The sequence below is a fragment of the Amycolatopsis thermalba genome, assembly GCF_003385215.1.
GTDB classification, from domain to species: domain Bacteria; phylum Actinomycetota; class Actinomycetes; order Mycobacteriales; family Pseudonocardiaceae; genus Amycolatopsis_E; species Amycolatopsis_E thermalba.
This window is the reverse complement of record NZ_PQHW01000069.1, coordinates 21771-38553: the sequence shown is the minus strand read 5'-3', so window position 1 is coordinate 38553 and position 16783 is coordinate 21771. Positions and strand designations below refer to the sequence as shown.

General features: G+C 72.4%; 12 protein-coding genes. 3 read left to right on the top strand and 9 right to left on the bottom strand.

What is annotated here, in order from left to right:
• Positions 1-181 precede the first annotated feature (181 nt).
• Both D0D15_RS24275 and D0D15_RS24270 read right to left on the bottom strand, forming a co-directional pair.
• On the bottom strand, positions 182-3499 hold the full coding sequence (locus D0D15_RS24275; RefSeq protein WP_094004973.1) for a glycosyl hydrolase: 3318 nt from the start codon (positions 3497-3499) through the stop codon (positions 182-184).
• A gap of 12 nt (positions 3500-3511) precedes the next feature.
• Positions 3512-6790: a family 78 glycoside hydrolase catalytic domain gene (locus D0D15_RS24270; RefSeq protein ID WP_094004972.1), complete on the bottom strand. Its 3279-nt coding sequence runs from the start codon at positions 6788-6790 to the stop codon at positions 3512-3514.
• A 174-nt stretch (positions 6791-6964) separates the two neighbouring features.
• On the opposite strand from D0D15_RS24270, the gene D0D15_RS24265 reads away from it, so the two are divergent.
• The 3 genes from D0D15_RS24265 to D0D15_RS24260 all read left to right on the top strand — a co-directional run bounded on the left by D0D15_RS24265 (position 6965) and on the right by D0D15_RS24260 (position 8817).
• Positions 6965-8062 carry a multicopper oxidase family protein gene (locus tag D0D15_RS24265; protein ID WP_233157204.1) on the top strand — a complete coding sequence of 366 codons (1098 nt, stop codon included), beginning with the start codon at positions 6965-6967 and terminating at the stop codon, positions 8060-8062.
• A complete protein-coding gene (locus tag D0D15_RS37200) occupies positions 8005-8412 on the top strand; it encodes a multicopper oxidase domain-containing protein (protein ID WP_233157203.1) in 408 nt (135 codons plus the stop codon). Before D0D15_RS24265 ends, D0D15_RS37200 begins: the two co-directional genes overlap by 58 nt.
• A 123-nt stretch (positions 8413-8535) precedes the next feature.
• A complete protein-coding gene (locus tag D0D15_RS24260; protein WP_143266175.1) occupies positions 8536-8817 on the top strand; it encodes a hypothetical protein in 282 nt (93 codons plus the stop codon).
• A 21-nt stretch (positions 8818-8838) separates the two neighbouring features.
• Here the strand turns inward: D0D15_RS24260 and D0D15_RS24255 are convergent, their stop codons facing one another.
• The 7 genes from D0D15_RS24255 to D0D15_RS24225 are packed head-to-tail and all read right to left on the bottom strand — an operon-like array spanning position 8839 to position 16779.
• Positions 8839-9051, bottom strand: coding sequence for a helix-turn-helix domain-containing protein (locus D0D15_RS24255; protein ID WP_094004970.1), 213 nt, complete (start codon positions 9049-9051; stop codon positions 8839-8841).
• Positions 9048-9644, bottom strand: coding sequence for a LutC/YkgG family protein (locus D0D15_RS24250; protein ID WP_094005010.1), 597 nt, complete (start codon positions 9642-9644; stop codon positions 9048-9050). The genes D0D15_RS24255 and D0D15_RS24250 overlap by 4 nt, the downstream gene beginning before the upstream one ends.
• Entirely contained in the window at positions 9641-11080 is a 1440-nt protein-coding gene (locus D0D15_RS24245) for a lactate utilization protein B (RefSeq protein WP_094004969.1), read from the bottom strand. The genes D0D15_RS24250 and D0D15_RS24245 overlap by 4 nt, the downstream gene beginning before the upstream one ends.
• Before the next feature lie 17 nt (positions 11081-11097).
• Complete coding sequence (locus tag D0D15_RS24240; protein ID WP_094004968.1) at positions 11098-11835, bottom strand: (Fe-S)-binding protein; 738 nt, start codon at positions 11833-11835, stop codon at positions 11098-11100.
• On the bottom strand, positions 11832-13301 hold the full coding sequence (locus D0D15_RS24235) for a rhamnulokinase (protein ID WP_198958190.1): 1470 nt from the start codon (positions 13299-13301) through the stop codon (positions 11832-11834). The genes D0D15_RS24240 and D0D15_RS24235 overlap by 4 nt, the downstream gene beginning before the upstream one ends.
• On the bottom strand, positions 13301-14722 hold the full coding sequence (locus D0D15_RS24230; protein WP_115944761.1) for an L-fucose/L-arabinose isomerase family protein: 1422 nt from the start codon (positions 14720-14722) through the stop codon (positions 13301-13303). The genes D0D15_RS24235 and D0D15_RS24230 overlap by 1 nt, the downstream gene beginning before the upstream one ends.
• Positions 14723-14742: 20 nt before the next feature.
• The gene (locus D0D15_RS24225; protein WP_115944760.1) at positions 14743-16779 is read right to left on the bottom strand and encodes a bifunctional aldolase/short-chain dehydrogenase; all 2037 of its coding nucleotides are present in this window, start codon (positions 16777-16779) and stop codon (positions 14743-14745) included.
• Between the last annotated feature and the right edge of the window lie 4 nt (positions 16780-16783).

Sequence of the window (16783 nt, the reverse complement as noted above, 5' to 3'; positions counted from 1 at the left end):
CTGGGGAGGGGGATGGGGAAAACGAGCGGCACGGTGCTGCCCCGATGACAGCGGGGCAGCACCGGCTGAGCGCGACGAGCCAGTCAGCGGCACTGGTCCAGCCGCGCGGTCACCACGGCCTGCGGCCGCAGCACCACCGGGCCCACCAGGCCCGACGGAAGGATCCTGTGGCACGAGCCGATCAGCGGCCCTGGTCCAGCCGCGCGGTCACCACGGCCTGCGGCCGCAGCACCACCGGGCCCACCAGGCCCGACGGGAGGATCTTGTTGCGCGAGTTGGCCAGCGTGTTGGTCACCCGCACCGCGATCGTGTTCTCGCCGGGCTTCAGCAGTGCTGTGGCGTCCACTGTGTACGGACGCCACAACGCCGTGGGCAACACCGCGCCGTTCACGGTCACCATCGCCAGGTCGTGCACCGCGCCCAGGTCCAGCACCAACCGGCGGCCGGCCAGGTCCCGCGCGGTCAGCGACACCGTCGTCGTGTAGACGGCGCTTCCGGAGAACGTCGGGTCGAAGCTCGTCCACGAACCGAGCGGGCGTTCCGCCTCCACCGCGCCCGGCTTCTCCAGCCGCACCTGCCACGGGCCCGCCAGCGGGATCGGGGTCAGCGCGTCCGTCACCGAAGCCACGCCGCCGTAGCTGCGGCCGTTCGCCGCGCCGGACAGGTGGTACTCGCCGGGCGCGCCGGCGACCACCGTGGCCCGCAGGGACCGTCCGTCCACAGTGACCGCGTCGGCCGGCAGCGTGCCATCGGTCAGGTGCGGGGTCTCCCGGACGCCGTGGCGGAACACCACCGCGAGCGTCTCGTACGGCTGCAACCGCACCGGCACCGCCACACCGTCCCGGTCCGCGCGGTACGCCGTCGCGGTGCGGGCCGAACCGGTGCGCGGGTCCCAGATCTCCGGGACGCCCCCGCTGGGGAACGTCGCGGTCGTCGTCACGACCTGGTCGCTCTCGTTGTTCAGCAAGTACGCGACATCCTGGCCGCGCGCGGTCCGCGACACCCGCACGCTCGGCGCCGCGGGCTCCAAGCGAGCCGCCGCGTACGCCCGGGCCAGCCCGGGCAGCGCCTCGGCGTCGCCCACCACCGCGACGGAACCGGCACCACGCCGCTGCCAGGCGGCACCCGCGTCGCCGAACAGGCGGCTCAGTTCACCCGCCAGCTCGGCGTCCCGGCCACGCGCCTCCCGCGCCGGCAGCGGGCCGACCGCCGCGACGTGCCCGCCGACCTGCACGAACCGCGCCAGCGTGCGCACCGTTTCCAGGTCCAGCACCGGCGTCCGCGGCAGCACCACGAGCTGGTAGGACGCCTGGCCGACGTGCAGCTCACCGGCCCGCGCCACGGCCTGGAACCGCGCCACCGGATCGCCGGACAACGACGAGTCACTCACCAGGTCGAAATCGACCTGGCCCCGCTCCAGCGCGTACGCGGCGTCCGCGAAGTGCCCGTCCAGCGTGTGCTCGGCGTCGGCCACCCGGGTCTGCTCGGCCGCCCGCTGCGGCTGCACGAGCACGGTCCGCGCCAGGTTCTCGCCCCGGCCCAGCTCCATCACCCGGCCGATCCACGCGTCGACCGCGGGCATGTCCGCCCAGAACGTGCTGCGCGGCCCGAACGGTGGCGGGAAGTTGACCGAGTTCTCGTCGGTCCACATGGCGTGCAGGAACGTCAGGTTCACGCCGCGCGCGGCGAGCGCACCGGTGGTCGCGTGCATGAACTCCGGCGCGACCTGCCAGCCCGAGTTGCCGAACGTCTCCATCACCACGCGCGGCGCACCGCTCTGGTGCGCGGCGGACGCGGCGTTGCGGCCCAGCATGGTCTGCTCGCCGAGCGTGTAGTCGCCGGTGATCATGTCGCTGCCGGGCACCTGCGCCCACTGGTTGTCCTTGCTCAGGTCACCGGTGGAGTGCATGCGCTGCTGCGGGCCCTCCTCGTCCAGCAGCGGGTTGGTCAGCAGCTGCAGCCCGTGCCGCGCCATCCACTCGGCCTGACGCTGGTAGTAGTTCGTGGCGAACAGATCGTTCACCGCGCGCCAGTAGTAGCCGGCGGCCGGATCGGCGGTGGGGTCCAGGCCGTCCGCGGCGCCCAGGTACGCCACGCCCGGGGTGCCACCGGCGGCGACGATCGCCTGAGCCAGGCCCGGCGAGGCCGGCAGCCGCTTGAACGGGTGCGGCTGCGCGGAGGCGAGGAACGGCTCGTCGTCCCAGAACCCGGGCACCACGGTGCCCATCGCCCACGGGAAGCGCCGCACGTACTCGCCCGGCACGGTGTCCAGGAACGCGTCGGTGGCCGCCGGGTCGAGCAGGTCCAGGTACCCGCGCACGTAACCGCTGGAGTCGTCGCGCAGCAGCGCCTGCGCGTACACGTCCACCTGCCACTGCCCCGCCGGGACCGACCAGGCGCCCTGCGCCGGGTCCAGCTCGACCGCGGTCCGGAAGTCGGCCGTGCCCGCCGGGCGCGCCGCCGCCGCGGTGATCCCGGCCAGGGTGACCCGCGCCGCCGGGAAATCGGTGAGCGCCCGCGCGTCGTCGAAGTTCGACGACCACAACACGCCGCCGTCCGGCGCGGTCACCGACAGGGTGTCCCACTGCGACCGCTGGGTGCCCTCGGCCGACACCGCGACCGAGCCCTTCGCGTACGTCGAGTCGGTGGCCGCGGGCTGCACGGTGTTGTTGATCTTCGGCGTGATCGTGTTGCCGGAGACCGTCACCGTGATCGTCTGCGCGCGGGTCGCGGAGAAGCCGGGCGTCGGGATGCCGGTCGTCAGCCGGGTCCGCTGGGTCCCGTCGACCCGCCACACGCTCGTGTTGCCCTTCACGTCGACGTCGACCAGGTAGCCGTTCGTGCCGTCGCTGCGCACCATCAGCTGCGTGCCGCCGCTGGTGAGCGTGACCTTGCCGGTCACCGTGTAGTCGGTCCAGCCGCCGCCCGGGGTCAGCGCCGCGCCGCCGGGCTTGGTCGCCGGATCGACGACGAGCTTGCCGCCGTCCACCGACAGACCCGTGGTCTCGGCGAGCGTCAGCGTCGCCGGACCGGTCACGATGCGGCTGGACCGCAGCAGTCCCTTGAGCCGCAGCTCGGGGTGCTCCTCGGCGACCTTCAGCCCGCCGCGGCCGCTCGGGAAGTTGTTGTCGTTGAACAGCCACATCTTCATGCCCGTGCGCTGCGCCTCGCGCAGGACGTGCTCGATGAGCGTGAACCACTCCTCGGTGAGGAAGGCCGGCCGCATCGACGCGCCACCGTAGGGGAACACGACGGCCTCGTAGATGCCCTTGTCCCGCATCTCGGCCATCTGCCGGTCGGTGGTCTCCGGCGTGATCGTGTTGTTCCAGTACCAGTAGACGCTCGGCCGGCTGTCCTTCGGCGGGTCGGCGAAGGCGGCCGGATCGAACCGGGACAGATCGGTGGTCGGGGCCGGGCCGGGGCTTTGTGCGACGGCGGGTGCCGAGGCCAGGCCCACGGCGGTGACAGCCGCGAGCAGGACGGAGACGAGTCTTCTCATGGTGGTGTCCTCTCAGGCCACGCGCGAGCGGAAGGTCCAGGAACCGGAGCCGGCCTCGAAAACCGCCTCGGCGCCGTCCACGCGGACGAAGCGAGCGCCGTCGGCGACCGGGACGTGACCGGTGAACGGCACGTGCACCTCGGCCGTCGCGCCCACCGGCACGGTGACGTCCAGCCGGTACTCGCCGCCGGTGCGGCTCCAGGAGGTGCGGATCTCGCCGTAGGTGCTCTCGTACCGGCCGGAGGCCGAGGTCAGATCGCCGACGACGGCCGGGTCGATCAGCAGGCGCCGGAACCCGGTGGAATCGGGCGTCTGCTCGATGCCGGTCAGCCGCGTCTGCAGCCAGCCGTCCATCGCGCCGAGCATGAAGTGGTTCTGCGACTGGCCGCTGCCGCCGTCCCAGGTCTCGCCGAGCGCGGTCAACCCGGCCTTGACCTGGAAACCCAGGCTGGGGCTGGTGGTCCGGGTCGCGATCAGGTACACGACGTCGTCGCGCCCGGCCTCGGACAGCACGCGCAGCACGGACGGGAACGAGATCTCGCCCATGATCAGGTGCCAGCCGGTCGCCTGGATGCTGTCCACCAGGTGCCGCACCTGCGCGGCCCGCAGGTCCGCGGGCACCGCACCCATGTCCAGCGCCAGTGCGGTCGCGCCCTGCCCGCCGCCGCCGAACAGGCCGGTGGCCGGGTTGTAGTACTTCGCCCACACCTTGCGGGCGAGGTCGTCGGCGCGGGCGCGGTAGGTGGCCGCGTCCGCGTCGCGACCCAGCGCCTGCGCGACCTGCGCGAGCCCGTCGGCGATGGCCCACACCCCGAACGTGCCGGTGATCGCACGCGGCATCACGGGCTTCTCGGTGGTGATCCAGTCGCCGAGGCTGTAGTCGTAGACCCCGCCGTCGATCCAGCGGGTGGTCTGTCCCTCCAGATAGGACAGATACCGCTGCATCGCCGGGTAGTGGGTGCGCAGCAGGTCGGTGTCGCCGTAGGTGCGGTAGGCCTTGAGCGGCAGCAGGACCAGCGCGCCGCCCCAGTTCGGGTCGTCGCGGTAGGTGCCGGCCAGCGTCACGTAGTCCGGCACGGTGCTGGGCACCAGACCGGAGGACTCCTGGCCGTCGGCGATGTCCTGGACGATCTTGCCGAGGTAGGCCTCGACGTCGTAGTTGCGGGCGATCGTGTCGAAGGCCAGGTGGTCCTGCTCCAGCCAGCCCAGCTTCTCCCGGCTCGGGCAGTCGGTGAGCACGCTCTGCATGTTGTTCTCCAGCGCGTGCCGGGTGAGCCGGTGGATGCCGTTGACGATCTCGTTCGACGTGGTGAACTCGCCCGCGGAGTCGTTGTCGGCCATGGTGCGCAGGCCGGTGACCGACAGCTGGGCGTCGTCCGGGACGCCGACGACCTCCAGGTAGCGGAAGCCGTGGTAGGAGAACTCGGGGTGCCAGGTCTGGGCGCCGCCCTTGCCGGTGAAGCTGTCCCAGATCGGCGCGCCGACGTTCGACTTCGACTGGTCGACGCGCCCGTTGCGCAGCGCCTCGGCCGGGAAGACGCGGACCGTGGTGCCGGCGGGGGCGGTCAGCGTGATCCGCGGGATGCCGGCGATGTTGCGGCCGACGTCGAAGACCCGCACACCGGGCGCGGGACGGGACACCTCGGCGCCGGGCAGCTGCTCGACGATGCGGACGGGCTCGCCGCTGCGCGCGGTGAGCTTCGTGGTCGGCGCGGGCGGGGCGACGGCGGTGACCGGCGTCCAGGTGGCGCGGTTCGCGCCCGGCGCGTCCCAGCCCGGGATTTCGCGGCGGGCGTCGTAGTCCTCGCCGCCGTACCAGTTGGACGCGGTGGTCGGGCCGAGCGTGGTGCGCCACGAGGTGTCGGTGCCGACGCGCTGGACGCTGCCGTCGGCCATGGTCAGTTCGAGCTGCGCGATCACCTGCGGGTCGCTCGCGGTGCGGGCGAACTTGCGGTAGCGGCCGGAGGTGTGCAGCGCGTCGGCGGTGCCGTTGCCGACCGCGATGCCGATCGTGTTGCCGCCGCCACGGATCTGGCCGGTGACGTCGTAGGCGGCGTAGGTGACCCGGTCGGCGTAGTCGGTGTTGCCGGGTTCGAGCACGGCGTCCCCGACGCGGGCGCCGTTGAGGCTCGGCACGTACACGCCGAGGCCGCTGACGTACAGGCGGGCCTGCTTCACCTGGCCGTGGACGGTGAAGTCCTTCGCGAACAGCGGCAGGGCCTCGGGCAGCCAGTTCTCCGGCGTGGGCTGGTCCTTGACGGTCGCGGCGACGGTGAACGGGCCGGATGCGGCGGGCGCGGTCTGGATCGTGTAGTCGACGGGGAAGTTCGGGGTCCTGCCGTCGGCGGTGAGGGTGTCGGTGCGCGGGTAGAGCACGACCTGGTCGAAGGTGCGGTCGGCGCCGAGGTCGATGGTCACCCACACCGGCGCGTCCGGGGTGTCGTGCGCGGCGCTCTGGTAGCCGGCGTTGCTCGCCTCCTCCGGGTTGGAGGTGACCAGGCCGTCGGCGATCAGGCCGGGCTCCCACTCCTTGCGGATGGTCTCCGTCTCCGAGGCGGTGACGAACTTGTCCCGCCCGGCGGCGAAGTTGACCGACGGGTCGGCGGAGTTGCGCACCTGCATCTCGGCGAGCTGCAGCCGGTGGGTCAGATCCGGGAAGCGGCGCGCGGTGCCGGTGGTGACGAGGCGGTTGTTGCTGTCGATGGGCTGTTCGGCGAGCGGGAGGCCGAGTTTGGTGACGTCGAGGCGGACGTACCGCGCGGTCCGCCCCGGCAGGGTGACGACCACCGGCTGCGCGGGCTTGCGGCTCAGCTGCCAGTCGTGGTTGGTGACCCAGCCGGCCGTCCAGTCTCCCCGGTCGATGAGGCCGGTTTCGAACCAGGTCGGCTCGCTCCACGCCGAGGGCGCGGGGCCGGACCAGGTGCGCACGCGCCAGTACACGCGCTGACGGCTGGTGAGGGTCTTGCCGGCGTAGGTGGCTTCGACGTCGGCGCTCGCGACGCGGCCGGTGTCCCACAGGTCGGCGCGGCCCCGGCCGAGGGCTTCGGGTGAGGTGGCGGCCTGGATCTGGTAGGCGGACTGCTCGCGCTGGCGTGCGTGCGCGGTGTTCTGCCAGGACAGGACGGGCGTGGTGTCGTCCGTCCCCAGTGGACGGTCCTGGTGCGCGGTGCGCAGGCCGGTGACGGAGACGAGCCCGCCCTGCGCGACGCCCGGCGGGGCGAGCCCGGTCACCAGCGCCGCGGCGACGGTGACCGGGATCAGGATTCTGCGGAGACGAGAACGAGAGCGCATCGATGCTGCTCCTCCTCGGCCGGTGGGGAAACGGCCGCTGATTCGACGGTGAATCGTTTCAAAACCTGAGGGAACGTTACGTGGACTTCACGTTCGGAACAAGATCGGTGTCCGATTTCGGCCACCGCGGCCCCTCACGCGGGGGATCTTCCGCCCAGGCCGTAGGTTTCGGGCGTGAGAAGACGTGCTTTTCCTGGGATTGTCGGTGCTGTCCGGGCTGACGGTGGCCTGCGGTCGGACCCGGGCCCGGCCCCGGCCACCCCCTCGGACTTCGGCACCCCGCTGCGGATACCGCCGCTGCTGCGGCCGGAGCCGGACGCCGGTGGCGTGCGCCGGTTCGACCTCGCGATGCGGACCGGCACGACGCAGATCCTGCCCGGCAAACAGACGCCGACCTGGGGCTTCAACGGCACGTTCCTCGGACCGACCCTGCGCGCCGCGCGCGGCGACGTCGTCCAGATGGCGGTCCGCAACGAGCTTCCCGAGACCAGCACGGTGCACTGGCACGGCATGCGCCTGCCCGCCGCCATGGACGGCGGGCCGCACCAGCCCATCGAGCCGGGCGCGCTCTGGTCCCCGCGGTGGACCATCGACCAGCCCGCGGCCACGTCCTGGTACCACCCGCACCCGCACGGCGCCACCGCGCGGCACGTCTACCGCGGGCTGGCCGGCATGTTCATCGTCGACGACGAGACCGATCCCGGGCTGCCCTCGGACTACGGGGTGGACGACATCCCGCTGATCCTGCAGGACAAGAACTTCGCCGAAGACGGCTCCTTCGACGGTGACCCGCTCGACGGCACGTTCGGGATCCTGGGGGACCACGTCCTGGTGAACGGCACCTACGGTCCCGTGCTGCAGGTGACCACCGAGCGGGTCCGGTTCCGCGTGCTCAACGGCTCCAACGCCCGCATGTACACCCTCGGCTTCGGCGACCGGCGCCGCTTCCACGTCGTCGCCACCGACGGCGGGCTGCTCGGCGCTCCCGTCGAGGTCGAGCAGTTCTCCCTCACCCCCGGTGAGCGCGCGGAGATCGTCGTCGCGTTCGCGCCGGGCGAGCAGGTCGTGCTGCGCAACACCGACAACGGTGTCGACATCGGCGCGGGCGACTTCGACGTGCTGAAGATCGTCGCCGCCGGACGGCTCACGCCGTCACCCGAACTGCCCGCGCGGCTCACCGAGCTGCCCCCGTCACTCCCCCGCCCGGCGCCACCGTGCGGCGGTTCACGCTCAACGGCCACGACGCCATCAACGGCAAGGAGATGGACCTGACCCGGATCGACGAGGTCGTGCCGGCCGGTGCCGTCGAGATCTGGGAGATCGAGAACAACGTCTACTCGCACAACTTCCACATCCACGAGGTCGCGTTCCAGATCCTCGACACCGACGGCGCCCCGCCGCCGTCCTACGCCACCGGGTACAAGGACACCGTCTACGTGCCCGGCAAGAGCGTCGTCCGGCTCGCGGTCCAGTTCGGGAAGTTCACCGATCCCACGTCGCCGTACATGTACCACTGCCACATCCTGCGGCACGAGGACTCCGGGATGATGGGCCAGTTCGTCATCGTCGAGCCCGGCACCGAAAACCAGGTCAACCGGGCCATTCCCGGCCACCCGCACTGATCCGCCGCCCCGTAGCGGAACAGTAGCGGGGACGGGTTCGTCCTGCGTGCGCGCTCCGGTTCGCGTCAGGGGCATGCCAAGCCGGTGGGCGACGATGAATCCTTCACCACTGGGAGGCTCATCATGCAACGAAGCTTGACACGGCTGGCCACGGTGTCGGCGCTGGCGGCCGCGCTGACGTTCACCGGCTGGACGGCGACCACGGCGCTGGCGGGCGCGAGTCCCGCACCCACGGACACCGGGACGGTGACGACCCAGGACGTGTGGGTTCCGTGGAAGGTCTACGCCACCTACGAAAAGTGCCGGCAGCAGGGCCGGGACATGATCGGCGTCGGCGCCGTCGTCGACTACCGGTGCAGCTTCGACAGCCCCGGCTGGCTGCTCGAACTCCGGATGGTCAGCTAGCGGGCCCGCCCGGCGGGGAACTCACAGCAGGCCCCGCCGGGCGGCCCACACCACCGCCTGGATCGGCGCCACGAAGCCCAGCCGGTCGCAGAGGGCACGCAGCCGTCGGCGGACGGTGCGTTCCGACAGGTCCAGGCGGCGCGCGATGGCGTCCAGCGGGAGGCCGTCGGCGAGCAGTTCCAGCAACTCCAGATCCGCCTGGGGCAGCGTGGCGGGGCGCTGCGCGGTCGTCACGGCGACACCAGCAACACGTGCAGCGTCCGCGGCCCGTGCACGCCCTCGACCCGGTTCAGCTCGATGTCGCTCGTCGCGCTGGGGCCGCTGATCCAGGTTTGCGGCCGGTCCGGGGACAACGCGGCCACAGCCTGGGGCACGCCGGGCACGATCTGGTCGGTCCGCAGCACGCACACGTGCCGGTCGGGCACCAGGCTCACCGCGCGGCGCCCCTGTCCCGGCCCGTGGTCCAGCACGATCGTGCCGGTGGTCGCGATCGCCAGCGCCGCCAGGGTCACCACCGCGTCCAGCCGGTCCAGCTCCGCCGCGGACTGCCCGGTGTCCGGCACCGCACCGGGCACCTCCCACGGGAAACCGTCCGGCACCAGCACCGCTTCCGCGTCACCCAGCGCCGACGACAGCGCCGCGGGCAGAGTGTCCACAGTGCACCGCGTCAGCTCGGCGCGGTAGTCCACCAGCCGCTCGGCGAACAGTTCCACCACATCACCTGACGGCACCGCCGACCGGTAGCCGCGGGGCACCGGAGCCTCCGACGGGTCCGCCGAAGCCAGCGCGGACCGCACCCGGCCCAGGATTTCCTCGCGCGCGCTCATCGCCGTCCCTCCCGCCGCCACCACGACCGGAACGACTCCACCGGCGGCGCCGGCACGTCCCGCGCGTTGCTCCACAGCGAACCCGGCCACGGCAGCCGTCCCAGGGCGCGCCGCCCGCCGGGCATCACCTTGCGCCCCAACCGGTTCAGCGCCCGGCCCGCGACGCCGAGACCACGCTCGGCCCAGCCCAGGCGCCGCGCGTCGGCGAGCACCCAGGACGCCGACTTCATCGCCACCGCCTCGGCCTTCGGCGACGACCGGTGCGCGTCGACCACTGTGGACCGCAGGTGCACCAGCACCTCGGGGATGTCGATCCGCACCGGGCACGCCTCGAAGCACGCGCCGCACAGGCTGGAGGCGTACGGCAGCGAGTCGACCTGCTCGTCCACACCGGTACCGCGCAGCAGCGGGTTCAGGATCGCCCCGATCGGACCCGGGTACACCGAGCCGTAGGCGTGTCCGCCGGTGCGCTCGTAGACCGGGCACACGTTCAGGCAGGCCGAGCACCGGATGCAACGCAGCGCCTGCCGCCCCACCTCGTCGGCCAGCGCGCGGGTGCGGCCGTTGTCCAGCAGCACCACGTGCATCTCCTGGCCCTCGGTCGCGCCCGACCAGGTCGAGGTGTAGGGGTTCATCCGCTCCCCCGTGCTCGACCGCGGCAGCAGCTGCAGGAACACATCGAGATCGGACCAGGTCGGCACGATCTTCTCGATCCCGACCACCGACACCAGCACCTCGGGCAGCGTCAGGCACATCCGGCCGTTGCCCTCGGACTCGACCACGACCAGCGTCCCGGTCTCGGCGACCGCGAAGTTGGCACCCGACACGGCCATGCGCGCCCGCAGGAACTTCTCCCGCAGGTGCAGCCGCGCCGCACCCGCCAGCTCCGCCGGCCGGTCCGACAGGTCGTCGGGTGCCGGGCGCCCGGCGGCGGCCATCTTGTCCCGGAAGATTTCCCGGATTTCCGCGCGGTTGCGGTGGATCGCGGGCACCAGGATGTGCGAGGGCAGGTCGTCGCCGAGCTGCACGATCAGCTCGGCCAGGTCGGTCTCCCACGCGGTGATCCCCTGCGCGGCGAGCGCTTCGTTGAGACCGATCTCCTGCGTCGCCATCGACTTGACCTTGACGACCTCGTCGACGGCGTGCTGCCGCGCGATGGACGCGACGATCTCGCACGCCTCGGCCGCGTCCCGCGCCCAGTGCACGGTGGCGCCGCGGCCGGTCAGCGCCTTCTCCAGCGTCAGCAGGTGCTCGTCGAGGTGGCGCAGCGTGTTGTCCTTGATCGCCGCGCCGGCCAGCCGCAGCTCCTCCCACTCGCCGACCTCGCCGACGACCGCCGCGCGCTTGGCGCGGATCGTGCCGGTGGCGTGCGCGAGGTTGCGGCGCAACTGCGTGTCCGACAACGCCTCCCGCGCCGCCTTCGGAAAGGCGGGCATTCCCACGAAAGTGGCGCTCACGAGCGATCCTCCGTTCCCGCCAGCACCTCGGCCAGGTGCATCACCCGCACGCCGGTGCGCTGCCGCGACAGCAGCCCGCCGATGTGCAGCAGGCACGAGTTGTCCCCGGCCACCAGCACCTCGGCGCCGGTGTCCAGCACGTGCCGCGCCTTGTCCGCGCCCATCGCGGTCGAGGTCTCGGCGTTCTTCACCGCGAACGTGCCGCCGAAGCCGCAGCATTCGTTCGCGGCGGGCAGCTCCACCAGGTCGAGCCCGCGCACCTCGCGCAGCAACCGCAGCGGCCGGTCGCCGACGCCCAGCATCCGCAGCGAGTGGCAGGTCGGGTGGTAGGTGACGCGGTGCGGGAAGTACGCGCCCACGTCGGTCACGCCGAGCACGTCGACCAGGAACTCGGTCAGCTCGTACACCTTCGGCGAGGTCTCCGCGACCACCTCCTGCAACCGCTCGTCCCCGCTGCGGCGCGCCACGATCGAGTGCTGGTGCCGCACCGAGCCCGCGCACGACCCGGACGGGGTCACGATCGCGTCGTACCCGGCGAACGCGTCGACGAAGTTGCGCACCACCGGCACGGCCTCGTCGAGGTAGCCGGTGTTGACCATGGGCTGCGCACAGCAGGTCTGCGCGGCCGGGAACTCCGCCGCCACGCCGAGCCGCCGCAGCAGCGTGAACACCGCCTTGCCGGTGTCCGGGAACATCGCGTCGTTGATGCAGGTGACCTGCACGGCGACCTTCATGCCACCACCCTCGGATCGATCCGCGCGGCCGCCCGCGCCCAGTCGGCCTCGCGGCCGGACGGTTCGTAGCGGCGCAGCTCGTGCGTGTCCCGGATCAGCGCCCGCATCGCGGCGAGGTCCGGCAGGTCCGCGCCCAGCGCCCGGGCCTGCACGAGCACGTTGCCCAGCGCGGCGGCCTCGACCGGCCCGGCCAGCACCGGCACGCCGCAGGCGTCCGCGGTGAGCTGGCACAGCAGCTCGTTGCGCACCCCGCCGCCGACCACGTGCACGACGTCGACCGGCCTGCCGGTCAGCTCCGATGCCTGGCGCACGGTCCGACGATAGGCCAGCGCGAGGCTGTCCAGCACGCACCGCACGATCTCGCCGGGCGTCTCCGGGACCCGCTGACCGGTTTCGGCGCACGCCTGCCGGATGCGTGCGGGCATGTCCCCCGGCGGCAGGAAGACCGGCGCGTCGATGTCCACGACCGCCGACAGCGCGGGCACCTCCGCGGCCTGCGCCAGCACCGACGGCAGCGACACCGGCGTGCCCTGCGCGTCCCAGGTCCGCAGCGACTCGGACAGCACCCACAGGCCCATCACGTTGCGCAGGAACCGGATCGTGCCGTCGACGCCGCCCTCGTTGGTGAAGTTGGCCGCCAGCGCCGCGTCGCCCAGCTCCGGTTCGCCGAGCTCCAGCCCGACCAGCGACCAGGTGCCCGACGAGATGTAGGCGAAGTTCGTGCCCGGCTCGGCCGGCACGCCCACCACCGCGGACGCGGTGTCGTGCGATCCGACGGCGACCACCGGCAGTTCCGGCAGCGCCAGCTCGGCGGCCAGGTCCGGCAGCAGCGTGCCGACCACCGTGCCCGGGTCGCGCAGCGGCGGCAGCAACCGGGCCGGGATGCCCAGCCGCTCCGCCAGGCCCACCGCCCACTCCCGCGACCGCACGTCGTAGAGCTGCGTGGTGGAGGCGTTGGTGCGTTCGGCGCCACGCACCCCGGTCAGCCAGTAGTTCAGCAGGTCCGGGATGAGCAGCAGGGTCTCGGCGGCGCTCAGGTCGCGCTCGGCCAGCAGCTGGTAGAGCGTGTTGAACGGCAGCTGCTGCAGGCCGGTGACGTCGAACAGCTCGCGCGCCGGAACCGTCTCCAGCACCCGCTCGGCCACGCCTTCGGTGCGGGCGTCGCGGTAGTTGACCGGATTGCCCAGCAGCGCCCCGGAGGCGTCGAGCAACCCGTAGTCCACGGCCCAGGAGTCTATGCCGAGACCGTCCAGCGCACCGGCCTTGTGCGCGGCCCGCACGCCGGTCAGCAGCTCCCGGTACAGGGCGAGGATGTCCCAGTGCAGGGTCGATCCACCCGCTCGGGCGACCCGGACGCCCCCGTTGGGGAACCGGTGCACCTCCTCGACCGCGAGCACGCCCGGCCCCACCGTCCCGGCCATGACACGCCCGCTGGAGGCGCCCAGGTCGGCGGCCGCCAGGCGCATCACACCCGCACCACGCGCAGTTCGAGGCCGAGCAGGTCGGCCACGGCTTCGAGTTCCGGCACGCGGTGCCCGGTGCCCAGCGCCCAGTGGTGGTTCACCCCGGCGGCCGACCACGCGTCGGTCCACTCCCCCGGGTTGCCGCCGAAGTCCACCCGGGAGGTGGTGTTGCCGATCTCCAGCAGCGGCCCGGGCACCACCTCGCCCTCGGACGCGACGAGCGTGAACCGCCCGTCCCGTTCCTGGCCGAGGCCGAGCAGGGTGACCGGACCGTGCTTGACGTCGAACTCGACGGACACGCCCCAGCCGCGCTTGCCGTGGTAGACGCCGAGCCCGCGCAGCAGCGGCCGTCGCGCGCTGATCGCCAGGTGCGCGGGGCCGTCGTGGCCCATTTCGACCACGTTGTCCCGGAAGTTCAGCGCCTGCAGCTCGGTGAACGAACCGCCCGCGCCGAGCCGGTCCATCACCAGCATCGCCAGCGAGTTGCGCAGCTCGAACTCCCCGGCCGCCGGGATGCCGCGGGCGGTCAGCAGCGACGCGCCGAGGATGAACCCGGCGCCGACCCGCTCGTGGGTCTCCCCGTCCAGGCCGCGGTGGTAGTAGGCCAGCGTGTCCAGGGAGAAGTCCTCGACCAGCCGGTCCAGCGCCACCGAGACGCGGGCGCCCCACGCGAAGTCCTCCTCGACGACCGAGTCGTCCAGCTCGAAGATCTCCTTCGCGAGGTCCATCCGCGCCTTGGTCTCGTCGTCGGTGACCTTCTCGACCCGCACCCGCAGGTCGTCGATCTCCAGGATCTCCACGTGCCCGCCGAACTGCGCGGTCACCAGGGTCGGGTCGGTGGCGACGTCCATCATGCCCGGGTAGAGGTGGCCGAGCAGGCCGTGCCGCCCGTGCCGGAACGCGGCGCGCACCCCGGCGGCCTTGATCCAGCGCTCGACGCGGGTCCAGGCCCGCTCGTCCTCCAGATACCCGGACACCGAGCGGAACTCGACGCCCACGCGGCGGAACGCGTTGGCCATCTCCGGCAGCGGGCAGGCGCCGCAGTAGGCGAGCCAGGCCCCGGTGTCGAAGTTCGCGTGGTCCATCGCCTCGGTGGGCTGCAGGTTGAGCAGCAGCACCGGCGAGCCGCTGCGCTGCGCGACCGGCGCGAGCATGCTCGAGGTGAGGTAGGTGGTGAGGAAGCCGATGATCAGGTCGCAGTCGGCGACCCGCACCGTCTCCGCCGCGGCCGCGCCCTCCCGCTCGTCCGAGACGAACCCGGCGTCCACCACCTCGCAGTCCAAAGCGGACAGACGCTCGGCCACGCGCCGTGCGGAGGCCTGCAATTGCGGCAGCAGCTCCGGGAACTGCGGCCAGTACGCGCCCAGCCCGCCGGCGACGAGGCCGACGCGCGTGCGCCGCGGGGTGATCCGCTCGAGGGTCATCAGAATGTGTCCTTCCTGCGTCAGCGGAGGAAAGCGGCCGCGACACCCGCGTCCACGGGCACGTGCAGGCCGGTCGTGTGCGTCAGGTCGCCGCCGGTGAGCGCGAACACCGCCGCGGCGACGTGCTCGGGCAGCACCTCGCGCTTGAGGATAGTGCGCTGGGCGTAGAACTTGCCCAGGTCCTCCTCCGGCACCCCGTAGACCGCGGCGCGCTGCGCGCCCCAGCCCCCGGCGAAGATGCCCGAACCCCGCACCACACCGTCGGGGTTGACGCCGTTGACGCGGATGCCGTGCTCGCCCAGTTCGGCGGCCAGCAGCCGGACCTGGTGCGCCTGGTCGGCCTTGGCCGCGCCGTAGGCGACGTTGTTCGGGCCGGCGAACACCGAGTTCTTCGACGAGATGTAGACGATGTCCCCGCCGAGGCCCTGCGCGATCATCGCCTTCGCCGCGGCCTGCGAGACCAGGAACGAGCCCTTCGCCATCACGTCGTGCTGCAGGTCCCAGTCCTTCTCGGTGGTCTCCAGCAGCGGCTTGGAGATCGACAGGCCGGCGTTGTTGACGACCAGGTCGATGCCGCCGAACGCCAGCACCGTCGCGTCCACCGCGGCTGCGACCGCCTCGGCATCGACGACGTTCGCGACCACGGAAACCGCCTTGTCGGTGTTGCCGATGCCGCGGGCGACCTCCTCGGCCGCGTCCGCGTTGAGGTCGGCGATCGCGACACAGGCGCCCTCGGCGGCCAGCCGCTCGGCGATGGCCCGGCCGATGCCCGAACCGGCGCCGGTCACCAGCGCGACGCGGCCCGCGAGGGGCTTCGGCTTGGGCATGCGCTGGAGCTTGGCCTCCTCCAGCGCCCAGTACTCGATGCGGAACTTCTCGCTCTCCGGAATCGGCGCGTAGCGGGAGACCGCCTCGGCGCCGCGCATCACGTTGATGGCGTTGACGTAGAACTCGCCGGCCACGCGCGCGGTCTGCTTGTCCTTGCCGAAGGAGAACATGCCGACACCCGGGACGAGCACGATCGCCGGGTCGGCGCCGCGCATCGCCGGGCTGTCCGGGGTGGCGTGCCGCTCGTAGTAGGCGCGGTAATCCGCGCGGTAGGCCTCGTGCAGTTCCTTCAGCCGCGCGACGACATCCTCCAGCGGTGCGGTCGCGGGCAGGTCGACCACGAGCGGGCGGACCTTGGTGCGCAGGAAGTGGTCCGGGCAGGACGTGCCGAGCGCGGCCAGCGGCTGCAGCTTCTCCCGGGACAGGAACTCCAGCACCACGTCGCTGTCGGTGTAGTGCCCGACCTGGCGCTGGTCGGTCGAGGCCAGCCCGCGGATCACCGGCGCGAGTGCGGCGGCCCTGGCATGCCGCTCCGCCTCCGGCAGCGGCTCGAACCCGGGCACGACCGCGCCGAACGGCTCGGCGCTGCCGCGCTCGGCGAGGAACTTCTCCGCGGTCCGGATGATCTCCAAGGAGTTCTTCTGGCACTCCTCGGACGTCTCGCCCCAGGCGGTGATGCCGTGCCCGCCCAGGATCACGCCGATCGCCTGCGGGTTGGCCTTCTTGACCGCGGCGATGTCCAGGCCCAGCTGGAACCCGGGGCGGCGCCAGTCGACCCACACCACGCGGTCGCCGAAGCACTCCTTGGTCAGCGCCGGGCCGTCGGCGGCGGCGACCAGCAGCATGCCCGAGTCCGGGTGCAGGTGGTCCACGTGGGTGGCCTCGACCAGGCCGTGCATCGCGGTGTCGATCGACGGCGCGGCGCCGCCGCGGCCGTGCAGGCAGTAGTCGAACGCGGCGACCATCTCGTCCTCGCGCTCGACCCCCGGGTACACGTCGACCAGGGCGCGCAGGCGGTCCAGCCGCAGCACGGCCAGCCCGGCCTCGGTCAGCGTGCCCAGGTCACCCCCGGAACCCTTGACCCACAACAGTTCCGTCGGCTGCCCGGTGACCGGGTCGGTCTCGTTGCCCTTGGCCGAGGTGTTGCCCCCGGCGTAGTTGGTGTTGCGCGGGTCGGCGCCCAGGGCGTTGCTGCGCTGGATGAGTTCGGCGGCGGGATTGTTCGTCATGGTG

Coding starts and splice junctions, on each gene's coding strand:
- D0D15_RS24275 (WP_094004973.1), bottom strand. CDS start 3,499: ATGAGAAGACTCGTCTCCGTCCTGCTCGCGGCTGTCACCGCCGTGGGC.
- D0D15_RS24270 (WP_094004972.1), bottom strand. CDS start 6,790: ATGCGCTCTCGTTCTCGTCTCCGCAGAATCCTGATCCCGGTCACCGTC.
- D0D15_RS24260 (WP_143266175.1), top strand. CDS start 8,536: ATGCAACGAAGCTTGACACGGCTGGCCACGGTGTCGGCGCTGGCGGCC.
- D0D15_RS24250 (WP_094005010.1), bottom strand. CDS start 9,644: ATGAGCGCGCGCGAGGAAATCCTGGGCCGGGTGCGGTCCGCGCTGGCT.
- D0D15_RS24245 (WP_094004969.1), bottom strand. CDS start 11,080: ATGCCCGCCTTTCCGAAGGCGGCGCGGGAGGCGTTGTCGGACACGCAG.
- D0D15_RS24240 (WP_094004968.1), bottom strand. CDS start 11,835: ATGAAGGTCGCCGTGCAGGTCACCTGCATCAACGACGCGATGTTCCCG.
- D0D15_RS24235 (WP_198958190.1), bottom strand. CDS start 13,301: ATGCGCCTGGCGGCCGCCGACCTGGGCGCCTCCAGCGGGCGTGTCATG.
- D0D15_RS24230 (WP_115944761.1), bottom strand. CDS start 14,722: ATGACCCTCGAGCGGATCACCCCGCGGCGCACGCGCGTCGGCCTCGTC.
- D0D15_RS24225 (WP_115944760.1), bottom strand. CDS start 16,779: ATGACGAACAATCCCGCCGCCGAACTCATCCAGCGCAGCAACGCCCTG.